General features: G+C 33.5%; 22 protein-coding genes. 10 read left to right on the plus strand and 12 right to left on the minus strand.

Translation table 11 applies throughout. From position 1 onward, the window contains the following. Nucleotides 1-30 precede the first annotated feature (30 nt). The 9 genes from OD803_RS03125 to panC form a co-directional block, all read right to left on the minus strand. Entirely contained in the window at nt 31-645 is a 615-nt protein-coding gene (locus OD803_RS03125) for a lipoprotein signal peptidase (RefSeq protein WP_131506230.1), read from the minus strand. 123 nt (nt 646-768) lie between these two features. Beyond that, nucleotides 769-1,152 (minus strand): TraR/DksA family transcriptional regulator, encoded by a 384-nt coding sequence (locus tag OD803_RS03130; protein ID WP_129759590.1) that lies wholly within the window; start codon nt 1,150-1,152, stop codon nt 769-771. Between the two features lie 5 nt (nt 1,153-1,157). Beyond that, the gene (gene ileS, locus OD803_RS03135) at nt 1,158-4,562 is read right to left on the minus strand and encodes an isoleucine--tRNA ligase (protein ID WP_262732319.1); all 3,405 of its coding nucleotides are present in this window, start codon (nt 4,560-4,562) and stop codon (nt 1,158-1,160) included. 96 nt (nt 4,563-4,658) lie between these two features. Continuing rightward, the gene (locus OD803_RS03140; RefSeq protein WP_262732320.1) at nt 4,659-5,138 is read right to left on the minus strand and encodes a hypothetical protein; all 480 of its coding nucleotides are present in this window, start codon (nt 5,136-5,138) and stop codon (nt 4,659-4,661) included. Between the two features lie 10 nt (nt 5,139-5,148). Further along, complete coding sequence (gene radA, locus OD803_RS03145; protein WP_262732321.1) at nt 5,149-6,510, minus strand: DNA repair protein RadA; 1,362 nt, start codon at nt 6,508-6,510, stop codon at nt 5,149-5,151. Nucleotides 6,511-6,559: 49 nt separating this feature from the next. Further along, complete coding sequence (locus OD803_RS03150) at nt 6,560-7,708, minus strand: alpha/beta hydrolase (protein WP_129759593.1); 1,149 nt, start codon at nt 7,706-7,708, stop codon at nt 6,560-6,562. A gap of 38 nt (nt 7,709-7,746) precedes the next feature. After that, nucleotides 7,747-8,700 (minus strand): lysylphosphatidylglycerol synthase transmembrane domain-containing protein, encoded by a 954-nt coding sequence (locus tag OD803_RS03155; protein WP_262732322.1) that lies wholly within the window; start codon nt 8,698-8,700, stop codon nt 7,747-7,749. Nucleotides 8,701-8,703: 3 nt separating this feature from the next. Next, complete coding sequence (panD, locus tag OD803_RS03160) at nt 8,704-9,054, minus strand: aspartate 1-decarboxylase (RefSeq protein ID WP_129759595.1); 351 nt, start codon at nt 9,052-9,054, stop codon at nt 8,704-8,706. 13 nt (nt 9,055-9,067) lie between these two features. Next, complete coding sequence (gene panC, locus OD803_RS03165; RefSeq protein ID WP_262732323.1) at nt 9,068-9,916, minus strand: pantoate--beta-alanine ligase; 849 nt, start codon at nt 9,914-9,916, stop codon at nt 9,068-9,070. 110 nt (nt 9,917-10,026) lie between these two features. Here panC and OD803_RS03170 point away from each other — a divergent pair, with 110 nt between their 5' ends. The 8 genes from OD803_RS03170 (at nt 10,027) to OD803_RS03205 (ending at nt 21,678) form a co-directional block, all read left to right on the plus strand. Further along, on the plus strand, nt 10,027-10,830 hold the full coding sequence (locus tag OD803_RS03170) for a glycogen/starch synthase (RefSeq protein ID WP_131506237.1): 804 nt from the start codon (nt 10,027-10,029) through the stop codon (nt 10,828-10,830). A gap of 101 nt (nt 10,831-10,931) precedes the next feature. Beyond that, nucleotides 10,932-12,536, plus strand: a complete 1,605-nt coding sequence (locus OD803_RS03175) for a DUF4270 domain-containing protein (RefSeq protein WP_262732324.1) — start codon at nt 10,932-10,934, stop codon at nt 12,534-12,536. A gap of 6 nt (nt 12,537-12,542) precedes the next feature. After that, nucleotides 12,543-14,390, plus strand: a complete 1,848-nt coding sequence (gene glmS / locus OD803_RS03180; protein WP_134198455.1) for a glutamine--fructose-6-phosphate transaminase (isomerizing) — start codon at nt 12,543-12,545, stop codon at nt 14,388-14,390. A gap of 190 nt (nt 14,391-14,580) precedes the next feature. Further along, a complete protein-coding gene (locus tag OD803_RS03185; RefSeq protein ID WP_131506240.1) occupies nt 14,581-17,328 on the plus strand; it encodes a TonB-dependent receptor in 2,748 nt (915 codons plus the stop codon). 4 nt (nt 17,329-17,332) lie between these two features. Next, nucleotides 17,333-18,979: a G-D-S-L family lipolytic protein gene (locus OD803_RS03190; protein WP_262732325.1), complete on the plus strand. Its 1,647-nt coding sequence runs from the start codon at nt 17,333-17,335 to the stop codon at nt 18,977-18,979. Between the two features lie 169 nt (nt 18,980-19,148). Then, nucleotides 19,149-20,657 (plus strand): F0F1 ATP synthase subunit beta, encoded by a 1,509-nt coding sequence (gene atpD / locus OD803_RS03195; protein WP_134198453.1) that lies wholly within the window; start codon nt 19,149-19,151, stop codon nt 20,655-20,657. A gap of 60 nt (nt 20,658-20,717) precedes the next feature. Beyond that, on the plus strand, nt 20,718-21,011 hold the full coding sequence (locus OD803_RS03200; protein ID WP_129759603.1) for a F0F1 ATP synthase subunit epsilon: 294 nt from the start codon (nt 20,718-20,720) through the stop codon (nt 21,009-21,011). A gap of 118 nt (nt 21,012-21,129) precedes the next feature. Beyond that, nucleotides 21,130-21,678, plus strand: a complete 549-nt coding sequence (locus tag OD803_RS03205) for a hypothetical protein (protein WP_262732326.1) — start codon at nt 21,130-21,132, stop codon at nt 21,676-21,678. A gap of 14 nt (nt 21,679-21,692) precedes the next feature. On the opposite strand, the gene OD803_RS03210 is transcribed toward OD803_RS03205, so the two are convergent. Both OD803_RS03210 and OD803_RS03215 read right to left on the minus strand, forming a co-directional pair. After that, the gene (locus OD803_RS03210; protein ID WP_262732327.1) at nt 21,693-21,899 is read right to left on the minus strand and encodes a helix-turn-helix domain-containing protein; all 207 of its coding nucleotides are present in this window, start codon (nt 21,897-21,899) and stop codon (nt 21,693-21,695) included. A 2-nt stretch (nt 21,900-21,901) separates the two neighbouring features. After that, nucleotides 21,902-22,420: a DUF2975 domain-containing protein gene (locus OD803_RS03215; protein ID WP_262732328.1), complete on the minus strand. Its 519-nt coding sequence runs from the start codon at nt 22,418-22,420 to the stop codon at nt 21,902-21,904. 106 nt (nt 22,421-22,526) lie between these two features. On the opposite strand from OD803_RS03215, the gene OD803_RS03220 reads away from it, so the two are divergent. Next, nucleotides 22,527-22,940, plus strand: coding sequence for a DUF2007 domain-containing protein (locus OD803_RS03220; protein WP_262732329.1), 414 nt, complete (start codon nt 22,527-22,529; stop codon nt 22,938-22,940). Between the two features lie 3 nt (nt 22,941-22,943). On the opposite strand, the gene OD803_RS03225 is transcribed toward OD803_RS03220, so the two are convergent. Continuing rightward, nucleotides 22,944-24,437, minus strand: coding sequence for an aminotransferase-like domain-containing protein (locus tag OD803_RS03225; protein WP_262732330.1), 1,494 nt, complete (start codon nt 24,435-24,437; stop codon nt 22,944-22,946). 79 nt (nt 24,438-24,516) lie between these two features. Here OD803_RS03225 and OD803_RS03230 point away from each other — a divergent pair, with 79 nt between their 5' ends. Then, on the plus strand, nt 24,517-26,334 hold the full coding sequence (locus OD803_RS03230) for a TonB-dependent receptor plug domain-containing protein (RefSeq protein ID WP_262732331.1): 1,818 nt from the start codon (nt 24,517-24,519) through the stop codon (nt 26,332-26,334). Nucleotides 26,335-26,388 lie beyond the last annotated feature (54 nt).

Raw genomic sequence — 26,388 nt, forward strand, 5'->3', positions numbered from 1 at the left:
AAGAATGATTTTTAAGAAACTAATATAAGCTTAATTGAACGCTTTTTTATTAAAGAAGATTAAAATTCCTATTCCAGTACTTATTGCCATATCAGCAATATTAAAAACAGGTTCAAAAAATGTAAAGTACTTTCCGCCATAAAACGGAATCCAATTAGGCAAAACACCTTTCCAAATAGGAAAATGAAGCATGTCTACAACCTTACCATGAAATAACGAATCGTAGCCTCCATCTTGCGGTAAAAATGAAGCAACCTGGTTAGAGCTAGAATCGAATAAAACACCATAAAATACTGAATCTATAATGTTACCTAAAGCACCAGCAAATATTAAAGAAACTGCAATGGTTAGTGTTTTGGACGCATTTTTTTTAACCGAAGTCACTAACCAATATCCAATACCAACAACAGCTACTATTCTAAAAAGTGTTAGGCAAAGTTTAGCTGTTCTATCAGAAATAAAAGTAACAAAATCGCTGAGTTTTGTTCCCCAAGCCATTCCATCGTTTTCAACAAATACTATTTGAAACCAATCAAAAACTATTGCTCTTTCGGTTAGTGAAAAATTCGTTTTAATGTATACTTTACTTATTTGGTCAATAAGTAGTATTACAATTATTAAGAGTGTTGCTTTTTTTAATGACATATTTGGGTGCAAAAATAAACTATTATTTTATTAAAAATAAAAACGTCTTGCCATGAGCAAGACGCTAATTATAGTTACTTAAACTTGTTACAATATCACGAGGTTCTCACTTTTATGAGAATGTTATTGTTGCATATTTTTAGCTTCAATACTAAGTGTAGCATGTGGCACAAGCTTTAAACGTTCTTTATTGATAAGCTTTCCTGTAACACGACAAATGCCATAAGTTTTATTTTCTATTCTAATAATAGCATTTTTTAAATCGCGAATGAATTTTTCCTGACGAATAGCTAACTGTGAGTTTGCTTCTTTACTCATTGTTTCACTACCTTCTTCAAAGGCTTTAAACGTTGGAGAGGTATCATCAGTACCATTATTGAGGTCATTCATATAAGCACTTTTAATTAATTCTAAATCGTGCTCTGCTTTATCTATTTTCTCTTGTATTAAAGCTTTAAATTCTGCTAAATCTTTATCAGAGTATCTTACGTTTGTTTCTGCTGCCATATTCTCTAATGTTTTTGAATAAACAATTTGGTATTTACATCATCAAAAGCAATTTCTATACCATTGTTTACAGTGTCCATAATTTCAAGTTCTTCGGTTAAAGTTTCTGTTTTGATATACTCAAGATTTGTATCTATGGCTTTAACAATATTATCATCTTTTTGAAGTACAACATTAATTCTGTCTGTAACTTCAAAGCCTGAATCTTTACGTAAATTTTGAATACGGTTTACGAGCTCACGAGCAATCCCTTCTCTTCGTAAATTATCAGTAAGTGTAACATCGAGTGCTACTGTTAAAGCACCTTCGTTAGCAACAAGCCAACCTTCGATATCTTGAGATGTTATCTCAACATCAGCGAGTTCTAAAGTAATGTTTTTTCCGTTAACTTCAACATCTAAAACACCATTTTGCTCGATTTTTTTAATATCTTCTGAAGTAAACTTTGAAATAGCTCCAGCTATAAGCTTCATATCTTTACCAAAACGTGGTCCTAACGCTTTAAAATTAGGCTTTATCTGTTTTACTAAAATATCTGAAGCGTCACTTAACAATTCAATTTCTTTAATGTTAACCTCATGTTTTATTAAATCGGCAACTGCAAGAATTTCTTCCTTTTGTTGTTCACTATCAACAGGAATCATAATTTTTTGCAATGGTTGACGCACTTTAATCTTCTCCTTTGCTCTTAACGACAATACCAACGACGATATTGTTTGCGCATTCTCCATTTTACGTTCTAAACTTTTATCTACAAAGCTTTCATCGTATTTTGGAAACTCTGCCAAATGTACACTCTCAAAGTTTTCTTTTTGTGTTACTTGTGTTAAGTCTTGGTAAAGTTTATCCATATAAAATGGTGCAATTGGCGCGCCTAATTTTGCAAGCGTTACCATACAGGTATAAAGCGTTTGATAAGCCGAAATTTTATCGGTTTGGTAATCGCCTTTCCAAAAACGTCTTCTACTTAAACGCACATACCAGTTACTTAAATATTCTTGTGTAAAGTCTGATATAGCTCTTGCTGCTCTTGTAGGTTCGTATTCTGCATAAAACTCATCTACCTTCTTGATAAGCGTGTGTAATTCAGATAAAATCCAACGGTCTAACTCTGGACGTTCTTCTAACGGAATATCGGCTTCGCTATAATTGAATTTATCTAAATTGGTATATAAGCTAAAGAATGAGTAGGTATTGTAAAGTGTTCCGAAGAATTTACGTTTTACTTCCTCAATGCCATCTACATCAAATTTTAAGTTATCCCAAGGGTTTGCGTTTGAAATCATGTACCAACGTGTGGCATCAGCACCATAAGTTGATAAGGTTTCAAAAGGATCAGTAGCATTACCTAAACGTTTAGACATTTTTTGTCCGTTTTTGTCTAATACCAATCCGTTAGACACCACGTTTTTATAAGCTACTGAATCAAACACCATCGTTCCAATAGCATGTAGCGTATAGAACCAACCACGTGTTTGGTCAACACCTTCTGCGATAAAATCGGCAGGAAATGAAGTGTTGCTGTCTATTTTTTCTTTGTTTTCAAACGGATAATGCCATTGTGCATAAGGCATAGAGCCTGAATCAAACCAAACATCAATTAAGTCGCTTTCACGCTTCATTGGTTGTCCTGATGGTGACACAAGCACAATTTCATCAACGATGTTTTTATGTAAATCTAACTTTGCATAGTTTTCTTCGGAATTGTTTCCTACTTCAAAATCAGCAAAAATATCAGCTTTCATTACACCAACCTCAACAGCTTTAGCCATTTCAGCTTTAAGTTCTTCAACAGAACCAATACAGATTTCTTCTTTACCATCTTCGGTTCTCCAAATTGGCAACGGAATTCCCCAATAACGCGAACGCGATAAGTTCCAATCGTTGGCATTAGCTAACCAATTTCCAAAACGACCAGTTCCTGTTGCTTTTGGTTTCCAATTGATGGTTTCATTCAATTCAAACATTCTGTCCTTAACATCGGTTACTTTAATAAACCAAGAATCTAACGGATAGTATAGAATTGGCTTATCAGTTCTCCAACAGTTAGGATAGCTGTGTTTGTATTTTTCAACCTTAAAGGCTTTATTTTCGGTTTTTAATTTGATAGCTAATTCTACATCAACTGATTTTTCAGGAGCTTCGCCATCATTGTAATATTCATTTTTTACATACTTACCTGCAAATTCCCCCATTTCTGGACGGAATTTACCTTGTAAATCTACTAAAGGCACCAAGTTTCCATTGGCATCTTTCACCAACATTGGTGGCACTTCAGGAGTTGCTTGTTTAGCTACCAAAGCATCATCGGCACCAAAAGTTGGTGCTGTATGTACAATTCCTGTTCCGTCTTCAGTCGTTACGAAATCTCCAGCAATAACTCTGAAGGCATTTTCAGGATTGTCGTTTGGTAACGCATAAGGCAATAATTGCTCATACGTAATACCAACTAAATCGGCTCCTTTAAATTCTTTTACAACGTAGTATGGTATTTTCTTGTCTCCAGATGAATATTCTAATAATTCTGGTTTTGTTTCTACACGCTTAAACTTTCCGTCAAATTGTTTATTAACTAACGGTTTTGCTAGCACTACGTTAATTGGTTCAAACGTATATTGGTTATAGGTTTCAACTAAAACATAATCTATTTTAGGTCCAACTGTTAAAGCTGTATTACTTGGAAGTGTCCAAGGTGTAGTCGTCCAAGCCAAGAAATAAATAGTTCCTTCATTTTGTAAAAAGTCAGGAAGCGATGCTTCATTAGCTTTAAACTGTGCAACAACCGTTGTATCTGTTACATCTTGATAGGTCCCTGGTTGGTTCAACTCATGCGAACTTAATCCTGTACCCGCTTTTGGAGAGTATGGTTGAATGGTATAACCTTTATACAACAAGCTTTTGTTGTATATCTGTTTTAGTAACCACCAAACCGATTCCATGTATTTAGGTTCGTAGGTAATGTATGGATCGTTCATGTCAACCCAGTAACCCATTTTTTGAGTCAGGTCATTCCAAACATCAGTATAACGCATAACTGCTTTACGGCAGGCAGCGTTGTAGTCTTCAACCGAGATGGTTTTACCAATGTCTTCTTTTGTAATTCCCAATTCTTTTTCCACACCTAACTCAATAGGTAATCCGTGGGTATCCCAACCAGCTTTACGCTTTACTTGGAAACCTTTCATGGTTTTGTAACGCGGAAAAATATCTTTGATAGCACGTGCTAAAACGTGGTGTACACCAGGTAAACCGTTTGCAGAAGGTGGCCCTTCAAAAAACACAAATGGTTTAGCGTTTTCACGTGTGGTTACACTTTTTTCAAATACGTTATTTTCTTGCCAATAATTGCCAATTTCTTCAGCAACTTTTGGTAAGTCAAGACCTTTATATTCAGGGAATTTCTTACTCATTATATCATTAATTCGTTTCGACGTGCGAAATTAATGATTTTTAGTAAAATAGTCATTGAAATGGTCTAAAACTATTTTGTATACAATCTAAAGGAATCAATGTGTTTTCTCAAAGTCTCTTTTAAATATTTCAGCCTTTTTAGAAAGTCTAGCAAATTCCCTTGCATGCTCTACTGTAGATCCTTTTGTTGTAAAGTATAGATGTTGAGGATAAGAAGCTTCCGTTTCACCAACTAAAACGAAATAAAATTCACCATTTTTAAAGTAATAATTTTCAACTAGTGTCTTATCAGTTATTTCTATATTCTTGATTCTAAAGAGTTCATTTGTTTTCTCATTATAGAATACAGAATATTTAAATCTTCCAACATCTTTAAATCCTAATGTATCTGTCAACGCTCCTTCTGTAATCTCTTGCTTTAAATTTTTATTGTTTTTAACCTCTCTTTCGTAATTTTTAAATGCTATTATTTCTTCTTTTAAATCTTCAAAAGACTTAACAAAAGTAGCTTCTTGGTTAATTTCTGGACTACATGAAGCAAAAATTAAAAAAACAATTACTATTCTTATTTTCATTTGATTTTTTTTAAACAATAAAATCTACCAAATCCTCAATTTTCGAAATCATTTGAATCTTGATAACTGTATTCTTCAGTGAAATTTTATTGTATTTAGACACAAAAATGGTTGAAAACCCTAATTTTTCAGCTTCTAGAATACGTTGCTCAACACGTTGAACAGGTCTAATTTCACCAGACAAACCAACCTCAGCAGCAAAACAAAAATCGCTTTGCAAAGCCTCATCTTCATTAGATGATAAAATGGCAGCTACAACCGCTAAATCTATTGCAGGATCATCAACAGTAATTCCTCCTGTGATGTTTAGAAAGACATCTTTTGCACCTAAACGAAAACCAGCTCGTTTTTCTAAAACCGCTAAAAGCATGTTTAAGCGTTTTGCATTAAAACCAGTGGCACTACGTTGTGGTGTTCCATAAACTGCTGTACTTACCAAAGCTTGTACTTCAATCATTAAAGGTCGCATACCTTCTAGTGTTGCTGCAATAGCGTTACCACTTAAGGCTTCATCTTTTTCTGAAATTAATATCTCGCTTGGGTTAGTTACTTCTCTCAAACCAGAACCTTGCATTTCGTAAATTCCGAGTTCGTTAGTAGACCCAAACCGGTTTTTATTGGCTCTAAGGATTCTAAACACATGATTTCGATCGCCTTCAAATTGTAAAACCGTATCTACCATGTGCTCCAATATTTTTGGACCAGCTATATTACCATCTTTGGTGATATGACCAATTAAAACTACAGGTGTTGCAGTTTCCTTGGCAAACTTTATAAGTTCAGTAGTACACTCCTTAATTTGAGAAATACTACCGGAAGACGACTCGATATAATCGCTATGCAATGTTTGAATAGAATCTACCACAACTATATCTGGTTCTAACTCTTCAATTTGCCTAAAAATATTTTGGGTTTTGGTTTCGGTTAGAATATAACAATTGCTGCTTTTCGGGTTAATACGTTCGGCACGCATTTTTATTTGCTTTTGGCTTTCTTCACCTGAAACATAAAGTGTTTTGTATGGTAATTTTAAAGCTATTTGAAGCAACAGTGTGCTTTTTCCAATTCCTGGTTCTCCTCCTAAAAGCGTTAATGATCCTGGAACCAATCCACCACCTAAAACACGATTAAACTCATGGTCTTGAGTGTTTAAACGTGCTTCTTGGGCTGTATCAATTTCATTAATCAATAACGGTTTTGAAACGCGTTTTGTTGATGCTTTTTCGGGAGTTTTCCAGTCGCTTTTTTCTGGTTTTTGAATAAGCTCTTCAGCAATGGTATTCCACTCTTTACACGCTGTACATTGTCCTTGCCATTTTGAATATTGTGTGCCACAATTTTGACAGAAAAATGTCGTTTTTACTTTAGCCATTAACCTTTCCTAACAACCTCTCCAAAGGAGAGGAAATTTATATTATAATTTAGTACCCAAAATCTGCTTTAATCTCATCTGCCTTTTCTAGCATTAAATCTTTTGTGATGCCTCCTATTTCTTCTAAAATATAAGCAGACCTGTAGGTTTTCATTGCTTTTTTAGGCTCTCCTGTTTGTTCATAAAACTGAGCTAAATAATAATGACCTAAAAGTGTATCAGGATATTCTTTTCTGGCAATTTTACCTAATTCTTCAAAATAGTCCCACTGCTCTTTCTTTTTAATAGCAGCTTCAATAGCTCTAAAATCGTTTACAAGAATTTTCTTATCAATTCCAAAAAGGTCTTTAATTGTGGTGTATTTTTCCTGAAGGTATTCTACTGGAGAAGAGTCTAGTTTTAAGATACTTTCGGTATATTCTTTTTTACTAATAGGTTGAAATACAAAAAAGATACTTTCTAAAGCCTTAGGAATTGCATGAGCTGGTAAAGCATAATGAGAAGGTCCTTCAAAAGTATCAAAATTATATAATAGGTTTTTATTGTCTAAGCCTGTTAAACTTTTATTTAAAGCTTCGGTTCCCTCTTTTATTGAACCAACGTCGTTGGTTGATGTTGCTAAATAATAAAAAATCTTGTTCTCTAATTTTCCAAATCTTTCAGCTAAATACTCATTCATATTTGGTGCTAAATCTGGACTAATAGTAATGTAAGCTTGAAATAACGGAACGTCTTTTAGTAAATAATAATTAATGAAATTAGCGGTTTCTCCATGACCTACTGCTACTCTAAAGTTTTCAGTTTTGTACGATTTGTTCAAATACGGAATAAGTTCCATTCCTACAAACTCAAAGAACGCTGCACCAGTTTCAATTGGAAGCGAATTTTGTTCAGAATACATACAATCGTCAAACCTTTTATCGGCTTGCTTGATACCTACAACAATAGCTTCAGGAATATCTTCCCAATAGGAATAATAATCTACATTTCCAGCTACGGCTTCAAACAAATAATCACCATCCATAACAATGATTAACGGATATTTTTTATCGTCATCATCACTATAACCTCTTGGTAATAATATTTTTAACTGTCTATCTTCTCCTAGTTTTTCAGAAAAAATAGATTCGTAATTAGCTTGTGAATAAATTGTGTTTGCTGAAAAACACAACAGCATTAGCAGGATAAGTTTTTTCATGGTTAGCCTATTAAAAATTGTTACTGCAAGGTAAACAATTATTTTATTCTATTATAGATTGGTAAGTACAGAAACGATATACTTCCTAAAACAATAACCATTATGGTTTGTGATGCCCACATAATCCACCCAAATGCATAGCTTGGGTCTTTTTCAATTCCAAAAAGTGTAAATGCAGCCATAACAGCAGCAGGAAACACAAAAATCCCTCCATTGGTTGCTGCAATGGTAAAACTTGCTGAAATAAAACCAACCAACACCACACCAATTGTAACTTTATCTAAATCTGGTAAAGCGAAAGTAGTAACGTAAAACATTAAAACATACATTCCCCAAATGAACAATGTATGAGCAATAAATGCCCATTTATGTTTCATTTTAAAAATGCTTAAGACACCTTCCATTAACCCTTTGAAGAAGGTCTTTACTTTTACAGCAAATTTAGAACTGCTTTTTTTGATATAAATGAATACTAAAAATAGAACTACAATTCCTGTAAGGCTTAATAGTATTAGTTTTTTAGGCTGAAATGATTGCTCAAGAAGGTTTAAAATAAAATCGTATTCTATAATTAAAGTCACTAAGATAATACCAAGCATAACTACCAAATCTGCCATACGCTCAGCCACAATAGTTCCAAAGCTTTTTTCAAATGGTACTTTTTCATAATTAGTAAGTACTGCTGCTCGCAATACTTCGCCTGATCTTGGAATGCCATAATTAGCCAAATAAGCGATAAATACTGCCATAATTCCATTAGGTAATTTGGTAGTATATCCTAAAGGCTCTAGCAAATACTTCCACCTATAAGCTCTTGATAAATGACTCAAGACACCTAAAAACACACCAAAAGCAATCCACCAATAATTGGCAGATTTTACAAAAGGAATGATTGTATCTACAGGTAGTTTAGAAAAGGTGTACCAACCAAAAAATACAGCAAGAGCAATTGGAATTGCTATGCGAAGTAATTTTTTAGTTTTTGCTGTCAAAGTTTACTTTAATAGATTAGTTGCTTCGTCTGGAAACACTAGTGAAGGTTTAAAGCTTTTTGCTGTTTCAATATCCATGAATGCATAGGTAATTAAAATAAGCGTGTCTCCTACTGATACTTTTCTTGCTGCAGCACCATTAAGAGTAATTTCGCCACTTTTTCGAGGTCCAGGAATACAATAGGTTTCTAAGCGTTCGCCATTGTTATTATTTACAATTTGAACTTTTTCACCTTGAATTATGTTTGCTGCATCCATTAAGTCTTCATCAATAGTTATACTACCAATGTAGTTAAGTTCAGCACCTGTACATTTTACTCTGTGAATTTTAGATTTTACGACTTGAATTTGCATGAGGCAAAGGTAATTAATTTAATGCGATATTATCTATTAGTCTTATATCATCTGCATATACAGCTATAAATGCTCTATATGTTTTGTCTTTTGACTTTCGTTTTACTGTTTTTAGTGTTTGGGTATCAGCAATTGTGAAATATTCTAGTTTTAATAACTCATGATTTTCAAACTGTTTTTCAACCCATTCCGTCACTGTATTAGCACTTTTTGTGCCAAACTTTTCTTTAGCAGCTAATAGCGTTTTATAAATAAAAGGAGAAGCGTTTCTGTATTCTGGTTTTAAACGTGTATTTCTAGAACTCATTGCCAACCCATCCTTTTCTCTATGTATAGGACAGCCTACAACATTTACTGGAATATTGTGCTTTTCAACAAGCTTTTTGATAATCATTAATTGCTGAAAATCTTTTTCTCCAAAATAAGCATTGTCTGGTTGTACAATTTCAAAAAGACGTTTTACAATAGTACCAACTCCGTCAAAATGACCATGTCTAAATTTACCTTCCATAGCATGCTCTAGACCATCAAAAGTATAGTTAACTGACGCTACATTATCACCATAAACATCTTCAACCGTTGGTGCATACACAACAATATCGTTAGATACTGTTTTAAGCAGCTCTACATCAGACTCTAAAGTTCTTGGGTATTTTTTTAAATCGTCCTTGTTATCAAACTGAGTTGGATTTACAAAAATAGAAATAACAACCCTGTCATTATTTTCAAGCGCTTTTTTGATTAAAGACAAATGACCATCGTGTAAAGCTCCCATTGTAGGCACTAATCCTAAGGACAGTTTTTGAGCTTTCAATTCTTTAATGAATTGATTTAAATTTTGCTTTTTATGATAAATTTCCACGTGTTTACTAAAAAATAACAGCTTGCAAACTTAATATTTTACTAGCAATCTGCATAAATTTTTGTAATTTTGCATGTTTTTTATTTTTAATTTCCAAAACGAACTGATTTATGAAAGATAAGCGAATATTGTATGTGTCTTCTGAAGTTGTACCATATTTACCAGAAACTGAAATTTCCTCAATGTCTTTTGAGGCTCCAAAAATGGTAAACAAACAAGGAGGTCAAATACGAATATTTATGCCTAGGTATGGAAATATAAACGAAAGAAGACATCAACTACACGAAGTAATAAGACTTTCGGGAATAAACCTAGTTATCAACGACTTAGATATGCCTTTGATAATTAAAGTTGCTTCGATTCCTAAAGAACGTATTCAGGTTTATTTTATTGATAATGAAGAGTATTTTAAAAGAAAAGCAACCTTAACAGATGAAGATGGTAATCTTTTCCCTGATAATGACGAACGCGCTATTTTCTTTGCTAAAGGTGTTATCGAAACAGTTAAAAAATTAAATTGGTCACCAGATATTATTCATGTAAATGGATGGATGGCATCATTACTGCCTTTATATCTTAAGGAGTTTTATAAAAATGAACCATTATTTAATGAAAGTAAAATAATAACTTCGATATACAATCAAAGCTTTGATGGTACGTTAGATAAAAACATGATTGGTAAAGTTAAGTTCGACAATATTGACGAAGAGATTGTAAAAGTACTTGACACACCTAATTATAACAACTTGATGAAAATTGCTATTGATCATTCAGATGCTTTGATTAAAGGGTCTCAAGAAATTCCTAATGAGCTTGAAGATTACTTAAAAGCATCTAAAAAACCTGTGTTAGATTATTTTTCACCAGAGGAATTTGCTGAACCATACACTGAGTTTTATAATTCTCAGTTTTAGACTAATACAAATTTACTGAGCACTTTCTAAAGTTTTGTTAAACCAAAGGCATCAAAAAAGATAAGATGTTACATTTGACAATCAAAAAACAAAAATTTTAAATGAAAAAGATAAAGTTTGCCCTGAAATACATTGCTATTTTAACAGTGTTAATAAGCTCATTTATTGCATGTGATAAAGATTTTGCGAGTATTGATTCAGATATCATAAATGGAGATAATGCTACACATTTCAATTCAAGCCAAATCCAGTATGATGTTATAGCTTACAACAAAAAGCTGCCTCCTGTACAAACAAACAATCTTCCAGTAAACCCTTTTGGTGTATACAACGACCCTGTTTATGGTAGAACTACAGCTAGCTTTGTAACTCAACTTAACATTTCAACTTTAGATCCAGATTTTGGAGAAAATATAGAACTTGACTCAGTAGTACTTACAATTCCTTATTTTAGTACTGCTACAGAAGTAAATAGTGATGGTTCTACATCATACAAGTTAGACTCATTATATAGCAACAATTATATTGATTTATCAATTTATGAAAGCAATTATTTTTTAAGAGACTTTGATCCAACTTCTGAATTTGACATAACCCAACGTTACTATTCTAATGCTTCTACTTCTAGTTCTGACCTAATCAATCCAGTTGAATTTGAAGGACAATTATTATACTCTGAAGAAAACTTCCAACCTAGTCCAGATCAAATCGTATTGAAAGAAGAAAACGAGGATGGAGAAATGGAAATTTCTGATAGATTACAACCAGCTTTACGTATCAAATTAGACAATGCTTATTGGCAAGAAAAAATTCTTGATAAAGAAGGAGAACCAGAACTAACAAATCAAAATAATTTTAGCGACTACTTCAGAGGCTTATACTTTAAAGCTGAAGCTGTTGGTGGAGATGGTAACTTTCTTCTTTTAAATCTTGCTAGCAGTAATGCTAATATTACTCTACATTACACCAAAGACCCAATATCTGATGATGGAGACAGAATATCTTCAACATATACAATTGACTTCAGCGGTAACAGGTTTAACATTCTTGAAAATGAATACACTATACCTCTAGACGATGGAGATGCTGTTAATGGTGACGAAAAACTTTACTTAAAAGGAGGTGAAGGCTCAATGGCTATAATTAATTTATTTAATGGAGATGAAAATGGAGACTCACCTGAGCTAGAAGAATTCAAATCAAATAACTGGTTAATTAATGAAGCTAACCTTGTATTTTATGTTGACCAAGATATGATGGTTGGTGACAACGAAACTGAACCAGATAGAGTTTATTTATACGATTTAAAAAATCAAACTCCTTTGATAGATTATTACTACGACTTAACTAACACAACATACCCTCTTTTATCTAAAGCTAATCACCTAGGCGCTTTACAAAGAGAAGATACTGGTTCTGATGATTTAGGAAAAGGAATAAAATATAAAATTAGAATCACTGAACACATCAACAACATTTTACTTAATGACTCTACCAATGTAAAGCTTGGGTTAACCGTTAGCAGCAATGTTGATTTTGAAAACAACACAGTACAATATAGCTTTCAAACTGATGATGAGGATTTTAATAGGATTCCTGGTAGTTCTATTATATGTCCTGAAGGAACTGTTTTATTTGGAAACAACACAACAAACGAAGAAAAAAAGGTATATTTAGAAATCTTTTATACCGAACCAAATAACTAAAATATTATGTGCGGAATAGTTGGCTATATTGGACATCGAGAAGCTTACCCAATAATTCTAAAAGGTTTAAAACGATTAGAATATAGAGGCTACGACAGTGCAGGTATTGCACTTTATGATGGCTCTGATATAAAACTTTCCAAAACAAAAGGAAAAGTTGCCGATTTAGAAGCACGTTTAGAAAAAGAAATAACTACAAATGGAACTCTAGGAATTGGTCATACTAGATGGGCAACTCATGGTGTTCCAAACGATATAAACTCTCATCCACACTATTCAAATTCAGGCAACCTTGTTATTATTCATAATGGAATAATCGAAAACTATGAGTCTTTAAAAAAAGAACTTATAAAAAGAGGGTACACTTTTAAATCAGATACAGACACAGAAGTTCTTGTCAATTTGATTGAAGATGTGATGAAAAAGGAAAACACAAAACTAGGTAAAGCTGTTCAAATTGCCTTAAATCAAGTTGTAGGTGCTTATGCCATTGCTGTGTTTGACAAAAACAAACCTAACGAAATTGTCGTTGCTAGATTAGGAAGTCCATTAGCCATTGGTATTGGTGACGATGAATTTTTCATTGCTAGTGATGCATCTCCATTTTTAGAATACACTAAAAACGCCATTTATCTTGAAGACGAAGAAATGGCAATAGTAAGAAGAGACAAGGAAGTTAAAATCAGGAAAATTAAAGATGACTCTCCTGTTGCTCCTTACATGCAAGAGTTACAGCTCAACCTTGAGCAAATAGAAAAAGGCGGTTATGATCATTTCATGCTTAAGGAAATATATGAGCAACCTAGAGCAATTTTAGATACTTTTAGAGGTCGATTAAGAACCAACGAAGCCATAATAAAAATGTCTGGTGTTGAGGATAACATGAAAAAATTCCTTAATGCTGACAGGATTATTGTTGTGGCTTGTGGCACCTCTTGGCATGCAGGATTAGTATCAGAGTACATCTTTGAGGACTTAGCAAGAATACCTGTTGAAGTTGAATATGCCTCCGAGTTTAGATATAGAAACCCAGTTATAACAGAAAAAGACTTAGTGATAGCCATTTCGCAATCAGGTGAAACCGCTGACACATTGGCCGCAATAAAACTCGCTAAATCTAAAGGTGCTTTTGTTTTTGGTGTTTGTAATGTAGTAGGCTCTTCTATAGCAAGAGAAACTGACGCTGGAGCTTACACTCATGCTGGACCAGAAATTGGTGTTGCTTCTACAAAAGCGTTCACAACACAAATTACTGTCTTAACGCTTATTGCTTTGAGATTAGCTAGAGCAAAAGGAACTATTTCAAGTTCAGACTATAGACATCACTTAATCGAATTAGAACTTATTCCTAGTAAAGTGGAAAAAGTTCTAAAATCTGATGACTATGTAAAAACTATAGCCAACATTTATAAAGATGTAAAAAACTTCCTGTATTTAGGAAGAGGTTACAACTTCCCTGTTGCACTTGAAGGCGCTCTAAAGCTTAAAGAAATTTCATACATCCATGCCGAAGGTTATCCTGCAGCAGAAATGAAACATGGACCAATAGCATTAATAGATGAAAACATGCCTATTGTAGTCATTGCTACAAAAAAAGGACACTATGATAAAGTTGTAAGTAATATTCAAGAAATAAAATCTAGAAAAGGAAAAATAATTGGAATAGTTACTGAAGGTGACCAGCAAGTAAAAGAGTTAGCTGACCACGTTATTGAAGTTCCTGAAACTCTAGAGTCATTATCTCCATTAGTTACTACAATCCCGCTTCAATTATTATCATATCATATTGCAGTAATGCTAAATAAAAATGTAGACCAACCAAGAAACTTAGCAAAGTCAGTAACTGTAGAGTAAATTTGCTCTTATTTTACTAAATATCAAATGTTAAATTCTCAGTTTAAGTGTTCAAAATTGTTAAAAACACAATTTTAACCCCTAAATATTTTCAAAATTTTACTATGCGTGCATACTTTTTTAAAAAAACGCATTAAAATTTCGTATATTTATTTATATTGCCATTAATAAATTAACTAATTCTCTATACATGAAAACAATTCTTAAGATTTTTATGCTGTTTTGTTGTGCTGTTTCCTTTGCACAAACTACCGTGAAAGGGACTGTGACTGACAATAACGGTCAACCTTTACCTGGAGCGAATATAATAGTAGTAGGTACAACAACAGGTACAATTTCAGATTTTGATGGTAAATTTACCCTAACCTACAATCAAGAGCCACCATTTTCTATACAAATAAGTAGTGTTGGCTTTGAAACAGTAACAAAAGAAATAACCACAAACCCTCAAACAGTAGAAGTTATTTTAGTTGAAGGAACCTCTTTAGATGAAGTTGTTATTTCAGCTTCAAGAACTCCTGAACGAATTTTCGAATCTCCTGTTACTGTTGAGCGTTTTGGATTAAAAGAAATCAAGAATACTGCTTCAGCAGATTTTTATGATGGTCTTGAAAACTTAAAAGGTGTTGACGTAAACACCAACAGTTTAACCTTTAAATCTGTTAATACTCGTGGTTTTGCAACCTTTGCAAACACAAGATTTATGCAGTTAGTAGATGGTATGGACAACTCCACACCTGCACTTAACTTCCCAATAGGTAACCTTATGGGTATGAATGAAACAGACATTCAAAGTGTTGAGCTTTTACCAGGAGCTGCTTCTGCATTATATGGAGCAAATGCTTTTAATGGTATACTATTTATGAGAAGTAAAAGCCCTTTTGACCATCAAGGTATAAGTGGATATTACAAGCAAGGTATGACATCTCAAGATGCTGCTGGAGACAACACTTATAGAGATGCAGGAATAAGAATGGCTTATAAGTTTAGTGATAAGTTTGCTGCTAAAGTGAATTTTGGTTGGTTAAAAGGAACCGATTGGGCTGCTAATAACTACAATGGTAAACCAGGAACTGGAGACACAAGAGATGCTCTAGGTTACGATGGATACAATGTTTATGGTGATGAGGTTGCAACTAACATCAGAGCTGCTTCTGGAGGATTAGGAATAATTCCAGATGTTGTTGTTAGTAGAACTGGTTACAATGAAGAAGACCTAACTGATTATAATGCTGAAAGTGTAAAGGCTGATTGGGGATTATACTATCGTCCATGGGCTAATGACTTCGAAATTCAATATGTTGGTAAAGTAGGTACTGGGTCAACAATTTACCAAGGAACTAACAGGTATTACATTAATGGGTTTACTCAGGAACAACATAAAATTGAAGTTAAAAACGATAATTTCTTTTTAAGAGGATATATTGTATCTGACAAAGCAGGTGATTCTTATGACATGGTATTTACAGGAATTAATATCAATAGAAGTTGGAAAAGTGATGAAGATTGGTTTGGGCAATACATACAAACATATGCTGCTGCAACTTTAGGTGGTGCAAATGATACTCAAGCACACGCTGCTGCTAGAGCTGCTGCTGAAACTGGAAGATTAGTACCTGGAACTCCAGAATTCCAAGCTGCATTTAATAATGTAATTACTAACCCTGATTTTGCTAGTGGATCAAAATTCCAAGATGCTTCTAAATACTATCATGTAGATGGTAATTATAACTTTAGTCACCTTTGGGATGAAATAGAAATTCAAGTTGGTGGTTCTTACAGACAATATAGCTTAAATTCATTCGGTACAATTTATACTGATTATGATGGAAATATTGACTATAACGAATATGGATTATACACTCAGTTACAAAAACAACTAGACCTTAATGAGAATTTAAAACTTAAGCTTACAGGATCTATTAGATATGACAAATCTGAATTCTTTGATGGTTTCTTATCTCCAAGACTTTCTGCAGGTTTCACTATCAATGAAAACCACAACATTAGAGGGTCATTCCAAACAGGTTTTAGAAACCCAACTACTCAAGATTTATTTATTGGATTAGATGCTGGTAGAGCAATATTGGTTGGTTCTGCTCCTGATAACTTAGATCGTTATACAAGAACATATGGCGTTAGTGCATCTGGTCAATTATTAGGTGTACCATCTACAGTTCAACAATCAGGTAGAGCAGCTTATGAAAACTCATATCTTGCAACATCTGTTCAAGCATTTGCGCAATCAGAAAACCCAGCAGACTTAGTGATTGCTAATTCTGATTTAGTAACACCAGAAAAAGTAACTTCATTTGAAGTAGGATATCGTGGAAAACTAAACAAAACGATTGTTGACTTAAGTGTTTATTACAACAAGTATCAAGATTTCATTTCAGGTGAAAATGTAATTGCTCCGTTATATGGTGAAGTTGGTGACAACTCTCTTTCACTAGCTGCTGTAGCAAATGGAGATTATAAAGTATATCAAACTTATACAAACTCTCCTGCAGATGTGAATGCATTTGGTGGTTCTATTGGAGTTTCTACTAAAGTATTTGGTGACTTTGATTTAAGCGGTAACTATACTTATGCTAAGCAAGATTTTGATGAAGACGCATTCCCTGATTTTAGAACAAACTTTAATACTCCTGAGCATAAAGTAAAAGCTAGTTTTGGTAATACCGATTTATTTAAAAACTTTGGTTTTAACTTAGCTTGGAGATGGAGTGACAACTATTACTGGCAAGCTACTTTTGGTGACGGAGAGATTCCTTCATACCATACTTTAGATGCTCAAATCAACCTTAGAGTACCTTCTTTTAAATCTACATTTAAAGCAGGAGCAACTAATATTCTAGGAGATGAATACTTTACAGCAATTGGTACTGGTAATATAGGTTCAATGTACTATGTATCTTGGACAATTAACAACTTATAATAACATGAAAAAGAATATTATGAAAGTAAAATATATATGGTTACTTGCTGTATTATTAGGATTTACAGCTTGTGAAAATGACGACGATTCATCAAATGGTGGTGGAATGGAGTTACCAGCTTTAACTGCTGGAGAAGCAGATTTTTCTAACTATGTATCAGTAGGAAATTCTTTAACCGCTGGATTTTCTGACAACGCATTGTTTATTGCATCTCAAGAAAACTCGCTTCCTAATATTTTAGCAACTCAATTTGCTTTTGCTGGAGGAGGAAGTTTTACTCAACCATTAATGAATGATAATATTGGAGGTCTTATATTAGGTGGAACTCCTGTTTTTCATCCTTTAACTGGAGAGCAACTATTTAAGCCTAGATTAGTAACTACTGGTGGAGCTCCACAAGACCTAGAAGATGTTATTGGTCCTGTGACTTCAACAACTGATTTCTTACTAAACAACCCAACAGGTCCTTTTAATAATATGGGAGTTCCTGGTGCAGCTAGTTTTCACTTAATAGCTCCAGGATACGGTAACATTGCTAATTTTCCAGCTGCTGCTAACCCATATTTCATAAGAATGACAGGTGCTACTCCTGATGCAAGTGTATTAGAACTTGCAATGGCGCAATCACCAACTTTCTTTACATTATGGGCTGGTAACAATGATGTTTTAGGATATGCTACTTCTGGTGGTGATGGCTCAAGTGCAATAACTGACCAAGCCACTTTTGATTTTGCAATAAACACCCTAGTAACTACATTAACTTCTGGCGGAGCAAAAGGTGTAATGGCTAACATTCCTGATGTGACTTCAATACCACATTTTACTACAGTACCTCACAACCCATTAGACCCAACAAATGAAGATTTTGGTCCTCAAATACCATTATTAAACTCAATTTTCGGTGCTATAAACCAAATTTATGTTGCTTTAGGTCAACCTGAAAGAGCTATAGTTTTTTCTGAAACTGAAGCAAGTGCTGTAGTTATTAAAGACGAAAGCTTAGATGATATTTCTGCTCAAATAACAGGAGCACTTATGGCAAGCCCAACTTTTCCTGCTTTTATAGCACAATTTGGGTTACCACCTCAAGCAGCTCCTTTAGTTGCTGGTCTTCTTGGGCAAACTTATGGACAAACAAGACAAGCAACTGAAAATGATTTGTTTGTTTTACCAAGTAGTTCAGTGATTGGTGAAGTGAATATGGATTATGCTGGCTTTTTAGCAGGTCAAGGTTTACCAGCCGAATTAGCAGGTCAATTTGCAATCGAAGGGATTACTTTACCTTTAGAAGATAAATGGGTATTAATACCAACAGAGCAAGCTGAAATCGCATCTGCAACAGCAAGCTTTAATGCAACCCTTGAGACTGCTGCTACATCTGCTGGTTTAGCATTTGTTGATGCTAACTCATTGATGATGCAATTAGCAAGTAGCGGATATTCTGATGGTGACTTTACACTAACTTCTGATTTAGTTACAGGTGGAGCGTTCTCATTAGATGGTGTACATCCAACATCTAGAGGTTATGCTTTACTTGCAAATGAATTTATGAAAGCAATTGATGCTACTTACGGTTCAAACTTTGAAGCTTCAGGTAATTTGGTAAACATTGGAAATTACCCAACAAATTACTCTCCTACACTTCAATAAACTATCTTAAAAAATCTTATACAAAACACCTTCAACTTGAAGGTGTTTTTTTATACTTAAAAAGCCTGAAAAAATGATAGAGTTTTTAAATTAAAACTCATATATTTGCAGCGCGAAAACAATAGGTGTTTTCATTCAATTAAATTGCATAATATTAAACACATAAGTAATGTCAAAAGTTACAGGTAAAGTTGCACAAATAGTAGGTCCAGTTATCGATGTTGAATTCGGAGCTGGTGCTGAACTTCCAAAAATTTATGATTCGTTAGAAATTAAAAGACCTGATGGTTCTGTTCTAGTACTTGAGGTACAATCTCACATTGGTGAAGATACTGTACGTACTATTGCAATGGACTCTTCTGATGGTTTAAGTAGAGGAACAGAAGTTACTGCTACTGGTGCTCCTATTCAAATGCCAATTGGTGAAGATGTTTACGGACGTCTATTTAATGTAATTGGAGATGCTATTGATGGTATTGGAAATTTACCTAAAGCTGGTGACGCAGGTTTACCAATTCACAGACAAGCGCCAAAATTTGAAGATTTATCAACTTCTACTGAAGTACTTTTTACAGGTATTAAAGTAATTGATCTTATTGAGCCTTATGCTAAAGGTGGTAAAATTGGATTATTTGGTGGTGCTGGTGTAGGTAAAACCGTATTAATTCAGGAGTTAATTAACAACATTGCAAAAGGACATGGTGGTCTTTCAGTATTTGCAGGTGTTGGAGAAAGAACTCGTGAAGGAAACGATTTACTTCGTGAGATGTTAGAGTCTGGTATTATTAAATATGGTGATGACTTTATGCACTCTATGGAAGATGGCGGATGGGATTTATCTAAAGTAGATAAAACTGCAATGAAAGGTTCTAAAGCTACTTTCGTATTCGGACAAATGAATGAGCCTCCTGGAGCTCGTGCTCGTGTAGCACTTTCAGGATTAACTATAGCAGAATATTTCCGTGATGGAGCTGGTGACGGTCAAGGAAAAGACGTACTTTTCTTCGTAGATAACATCTTCCGTTTTACTCAAGCTGGTTCAGAGGTATCTGCACTTTTAGGTCGTATGCCATCTGCGGTAGGTTACCAACCTACATTAGCAACAGAAATGGGTGCAATGCAAGAGCGTATTACATCAACTAAAAAAGGTTCTATTACATCTGTACAAGCGGTTTACGTACCTGCGGATGATTTAACGGATCCTGCTCCTGCAACAACGTTTGCTCACTTAGATGCAACAACGGTATTATCTCGTAAAATTGCTGAGCTTGGTATTTATCCTGCGGTAGACCCATTAGATTCTACATCAAGAATTTTAACTGCTGATATTTTAGGAAATGAGCACTATGACTGTGCACAACGTGTAAAAGAGTTATTACAACGTTATAAAGAATTACAAGACATTATCGCAATTCTTGGTATGGAAGAATTATCTGAAGAAGATAAACTTGCTGTATCTCGTGCGCGTCGTGTACAACGTTTCTTATCACAACCTTTCCACGTAGCTGAACAATTTACTGGTATTCCTGGTGTATTAGTTGATATTAAAGAGACTATTAAAGGATTTAACATGATTATGGATGGTGAATTAGATCACTTACCAGAAGCAGCGTTTAACCTTAAAGGAACTATCGAAGAAGCGATTGAGGCTGGTGAGAAAATGTTAGCTGAAGCTTAAAATTAGTTGGCAGTAGTCAGTCTTTATTGACTGCAAACTGCAACTGCAAACTAAAAAACTATGTATTTAGAAATTGTATCACCAGAAGCAACAATTTTTTCATCAGAAGTAGATTCTGTTGTTGTTCCTGGAGTTAATGGTGAGTTTGAAATGTTAAAAGACCACGCTCCTATCGTGTCGCTTTTAAAAGAAGGAACTATTAGAATCCACACTCACACACAAAGTCATTTAGTATTTGATGAGCTACATGCAAGTGTTGTTCCTCATAACGATAATGACAAAATACTAACTGTGAAAATTAATTCAGGAACTATTGAAATGAAAGACAATAAAGTAATTGTATTAGCTGACTAATTACATTTCTTTATTCTTAATATTAAAAAGCCAAACAATAATGTTTGGCTTTTTTTATGTAGCTTTAATTAAAATAACCATGACTCATAATTTAACTTAAGCCATTACATTTACTAATATGTATAAAAGTGAATTTATAATTAAAGAACCTAATGTACCTTGGTTTTACCGTATTGTTTTTTCACTAATTTTTACATCATTTTTTGGTCTTATGTACTTCTTTTTTAGTAGTAATATTATTCAAAGCTTAACATCTTCTGATATTATTAAAATGATTATTTTCTCTATTTTAATTTTCATAACGCTTATTTATTGCTTTACTCCAATTGTAGCACAACATTCAATACATTTTAACTTCAGTGAGCATAAAATAAAACATTCCTACACTATAGGTATATTTAATCATAATGAAAAATGGCAAAATCTTGAAGACTTAAATTACATTTCAATGTTTAGCTCACGAGGTAGTTACCAAGTAAACTTATGGTATGGAAACAATGAATTTTTAAACCTTTTTTTACTTGATGATTATGATTCAGTTATTGAAAAGGCCTTTATTTTTTCTGATAAATTAAACATTGATTTGTTAGACGCTCGTGAAAGAGGCAACCATAGGTGGATAAATAAAGATGTATATAGAGAAACAAAACAGGTTAAATATCTGTGACACCCTATATTGTTTTAATCTTTAGTATACTCCAAAATATCTGAAGGCTGACAATCCAAAGCTTTACATATTGCTTCTAAAGTTGAAAACCGAATCGCTTTTGCTTTTCCTGTTTTTAAAATAGAGAGGTTTGCTGTAGTAATACCTATAATTTCTGCCAACTCGTTGCTCTTCATATTTCTTTTTTCTAGCATAATATCTAGATTGACTACTATTGGCATAATTATATAGTTAATTCGTTTTCTGCTTGTAATTCAACAGCGCGTTTATATAAAAAGGCTATTATAAATATAACTCCAGCCATAAAAAGAAATCCTGAAGCATTCCAGTTAAATGCAAAAAACACTTTTTGAGAAAGCCATATAGTATATCCATAAGCTAGTGCTGCAATTAAGCCTATACAAAATGAAACATAACTAATTTTAGTAATTGTTTTTGCAACTTTTAAATTAAACGGATTGTTGACATCTAAATGCCTAAACACTTTAATTAACAGATAGAATAAATAGGCTTTCAGTATTGCGGTAAGAATATATAACACAATTATGCTCGAGTAATGAAACACACTAAAGTTGTACACATTTAATAAATCTAACCCAAGGTAAAGGTTCTTTGACGCAAATTCATTCACAAAAATGCTAACAATAAATGAGATTATTAATGCACCTGCCTTAATACTTAATCCTATCAAAATAATCCACGACACCACATGCATTATTTTAAAAACTTGTAATGACTTCATTCTTAAATTATCGTTTAACAATAACAAATGTATAAAAAATTATCGAAAAACAATAATTTTAACTAAAATCTAAAAAGCTATATTTATAATCAATTTAAAAACAAATATGTCATCAACCTTTAAAACCATTGCAAAATTTCAGTATTCTACAGAAGCGCAAATTATAAAAGGACGTTTAGAATCTGAAGGTATTGAAGTCTTTTTAAGTGATCATTTAACTATAGATACTGATCCTTTGGTTAGCAATGCTATTGGTGGTGTTAAACTAAAAGTTCTCGCTAAAGATGCTTTAAAAGCACAACATATTTTAGAAACCATTAATAAATATTCGATAGATGACGATGGTAACGCTGTACAATGCCCTAACTGCAATAGTAGTAAAGTAATGTTGTTTTCAACTATTAAAGATTTTAAATCATTTTTCTCTTTCCTTATTGGGTTTTTATTTAGTACTCTCCCATTTTATGCAAAAGACAAATACAGATGTGAGGAATGCAATACTGAATTTGATATAAAATAACTACTAACCTTTAATTGCCGTGTAAGACTCTTTTAAAATAGTAACGACTGTTCTTATTTCATCTTCATTTAAATGTCCATAGCCAAACCTAATAGCACAAATAGTTCTGCTTTGATACAGTATTGTTTTTGGCAACAATAAATTTCGCGCTTTAGTTTTTTCAGCAAGTTTAGCAAGCGATATACTAGGTTTAAAATGTAACCAAATGGCTAAGCCACCAGAAGGCACTTTCCAATACAAGTCATCGCTAAAATGATGTTGTAAACAAGAAATTAAATAATCGCGTCTTGCTTTATAAATGGTAATATTCTTTTTAATTAAACGGTGTATCTCGCCTTCATTAATAAGTTCTGCAAGCATTTGCTTTTGAATTAAATCACCTTGCTTATCCAAAATTTGCAAGTAATTGTTCGCTTCTTTAATAATAGTTTGAGGAGCTACAATAAAACCAGCTTGAAAACTTGGGAAAAACGACTGACCCAATCGTCCTAAATAGATAACAACACCTTCAGCATCTGCACTAGCCATTGGTAACATTGCAGACCCATCAAAATGAAAATCGTAGTCAAAATCGTCTTCAATGATAGCAAAACCATAAACCTTCGCTAACTGTAACAGTTTTAAACGTCTTTCTGCAGAAAGTGTTACCGTAGTAGGATACTGCCTATGCGCACAAACATAAACGCAACGTATGCTTCCTTTGGTAAAATGTCCTTCAATAAAATCTACATCAATACCATTAGCATCAACAGGAATTGTCTTTAGCGTTGCTCCTGCCTGTTGAAAAATCATATTAGACTTGTAGTGACTTAAATCGCCTACAAGCACAATGTCATTTTTTTGAATAAGTAGTCGAGATACAATGTACAAACTCATTTCAGTACTTCTTGTACTTAAAATGTTATGCGGTTTTATATGAAACCCACGTGTAGCATTAAGGTAATTACACAATTGTATATTGAATGTTGAATGCGATTGTTCATGGGTTTGATTCCATTTAGAAATTAAAGCAGTTCGTTTCATAGAAGCACTATACCATCTTGAAAACTGATGCGTAGGATGCAACCTTAAATCTGGTTGACCATCATTAATCACATAATTACATTGTGTTGTTTCTTCTGTAGAAGCCAAATTGAAAGACGGTTGAAACGGAAAACCTGTAGTTTCAGGATATGTTGTTAAGTGCTCAATACTTTGCGTTGTTGCTTTAATGACAGCCGTTTTTTGCTCTGGCATCAGTACAAACGTTCCTTTATTGGGTACAATATCTACCCAACCTTGCGATGCTAACTCATCATAAACAGCAACAGCTGTATTTCTATTAATAGATAATATCTCACCAAATTTTCGTGTTCCTGGAAGTGCTATTCCTTCATGTAAATAGCCTCTTTGTATAGCATTTACCATTTGCTGTGCAATTTGAATATAAACCGAAGTACTTGACGCTTTATCAAATGCAATTAAGGATTTAAGATTGTCTTCAACCGGACTACTCATTGTTTTAAAACTGGACTATTTTAATGATCCGGAAAGTTACGACTTTTGCAGCGTTAAAAACACGAAAATCATTTATATTATGAGAGCAATCTCTTTATTTACTGTACTTTTTATTTTTTCATTATCAATAAAAGCTCAAGAACTAGAGGAACAAAATCTAGACTCGGTTGTAATAACTTCAACACGAATCGATGTTCCGTTTAAAGAAAACTCAAGAACCATTACTGTTATATCAAGTAAGGATATAAAAAATAGCGCAGCAACTAATGTTGCTGATTTACTTCAGCAATTTGCAGGAGTCGATATTAGACGTCGTGGTACTGGAGGCAGTCAAGCCGATTTATACATAAGAGGTGGTGGTTTTGATCAAACCTTATTACTAATTGATGGTATAAAAATGGACGATGCTCAAACAGGTCATCACACTATGAATGCTGCACTTCCGCTAGAAGTTATTGAGCGTATTGAAATTGTTAAAGGTCCTGCTGCTAGAATATTTGGCCAAAACGCCTTTAATGGTGCCATCAATATTGTTACCAAAAACAAATTAGACACATCAGTGTCTGTTAATGCTGAAGCAGGTTCTTTCGGTCAACTTAACGGTTCAATAACCGCTGCTAGTTCGCTTGAAAATTCTCAACACCTAGTACATGCAGGAAAAATGACTTCGGATGGATATCGCACAAATACCGATTATGATAACACCAATTTCTTTTTGAAAAGTATTTTCAATACTAAACATAAACCTATTGAAATGCTTGCTACCTTTATGGATAGAAAGTTTGGTGCTCAAAATTTTTACACCACAAACCCAACATTTTTTGAGTACGAAGAAACTCAAAATAGCCTTTTAGCATTTACAACAAAATTTGCATCAAACAAATTAAAGATACAACCAAGGGTTTACTGGAAAAGAAACCAAGACCTCTTTTTACTACGTAGAGAAGAACCTAGTTTTTACAGAAACCTTCATATTACAAACAAAATAGGAGCTGAAGCCAATGCGTCTTATACTTCAAAAGCAGGTGTTACAGGATTTGGTATCGATTTATCCCAAGTTTACATTAGCAGTAATAACCTTGGACAACGTAACCGCTTTATGGCTACAGCTTTTGTTGAACATCAATTTAAATTTGCTAATGATAAGCTAGATGTTACTCCTGGTGTTGCACTAACTTACTTTTCCGATTTTAAGTTTCATGCATTTCCTGGTTTAGATATAGGTTATGACATTTCAGACCGTTTAAAAGCTTACGGAAATATTGGATATACCTATCGTATTCCTACTTACACTGACTTGTATTATAGCGACCCTGTTACCCAAGGAAATTCTAACTTAGAACCCGAAGAAGCTTTTGCACAAGAAGTAGGTCTTAAATATACTTCGTCAAAACTTACAGCTAGCATTGCAGCGTTTAACAGAGACGCAAAAAACTTAATTGATTATGTAAGAACAGACGTGTCTGAAGACACTTTCACAGCTACCAATATTACCGAAGTTAACACCAAAGGACTAGAGTTTGATGCTGCCTATAACTTTAACATTAATAACTATAAGCAAACATTAGGCTTTGGCTATTCATACTTAGATGATAACATTTTAGATCAAAACGAAGATTTATCACGTTACTCATTAAACACATTAAAACACCAATACATTACTAAGTTTAGCTCTCAATTATTTAAAAATGTAAGACAAAACATAGTTTATAAATATGCCGAACGTACTACAGGACAAACTTACAATGTTTGGGATGCATCAGTTATTGTAAAAGTAAAATCTGCTGAGTTTAGTGTAACTGCAAACAATATTTTTGATGTAGATTACATTGAGTCAGGATTTGTTCCAATGCCTCCAAGCAATGTATTATTTGGGTTGCGTTATAACTTTAAATAGACATAATCAATCACTTAAAAAATAATTTCAATACACAATGTAATTCATTTCGTA

Origin of the sequence: Gaetbulibacter sp. NE, from assembly GCF_025548475.1 — a bacterium.
GTDB lineage: Bacteria > Bacteroidota > Bacteroidia > Flavobacteriales > Flavobacteriaceae > Gaetbulibacter_B > Gaetbulibacter_B jejuensis.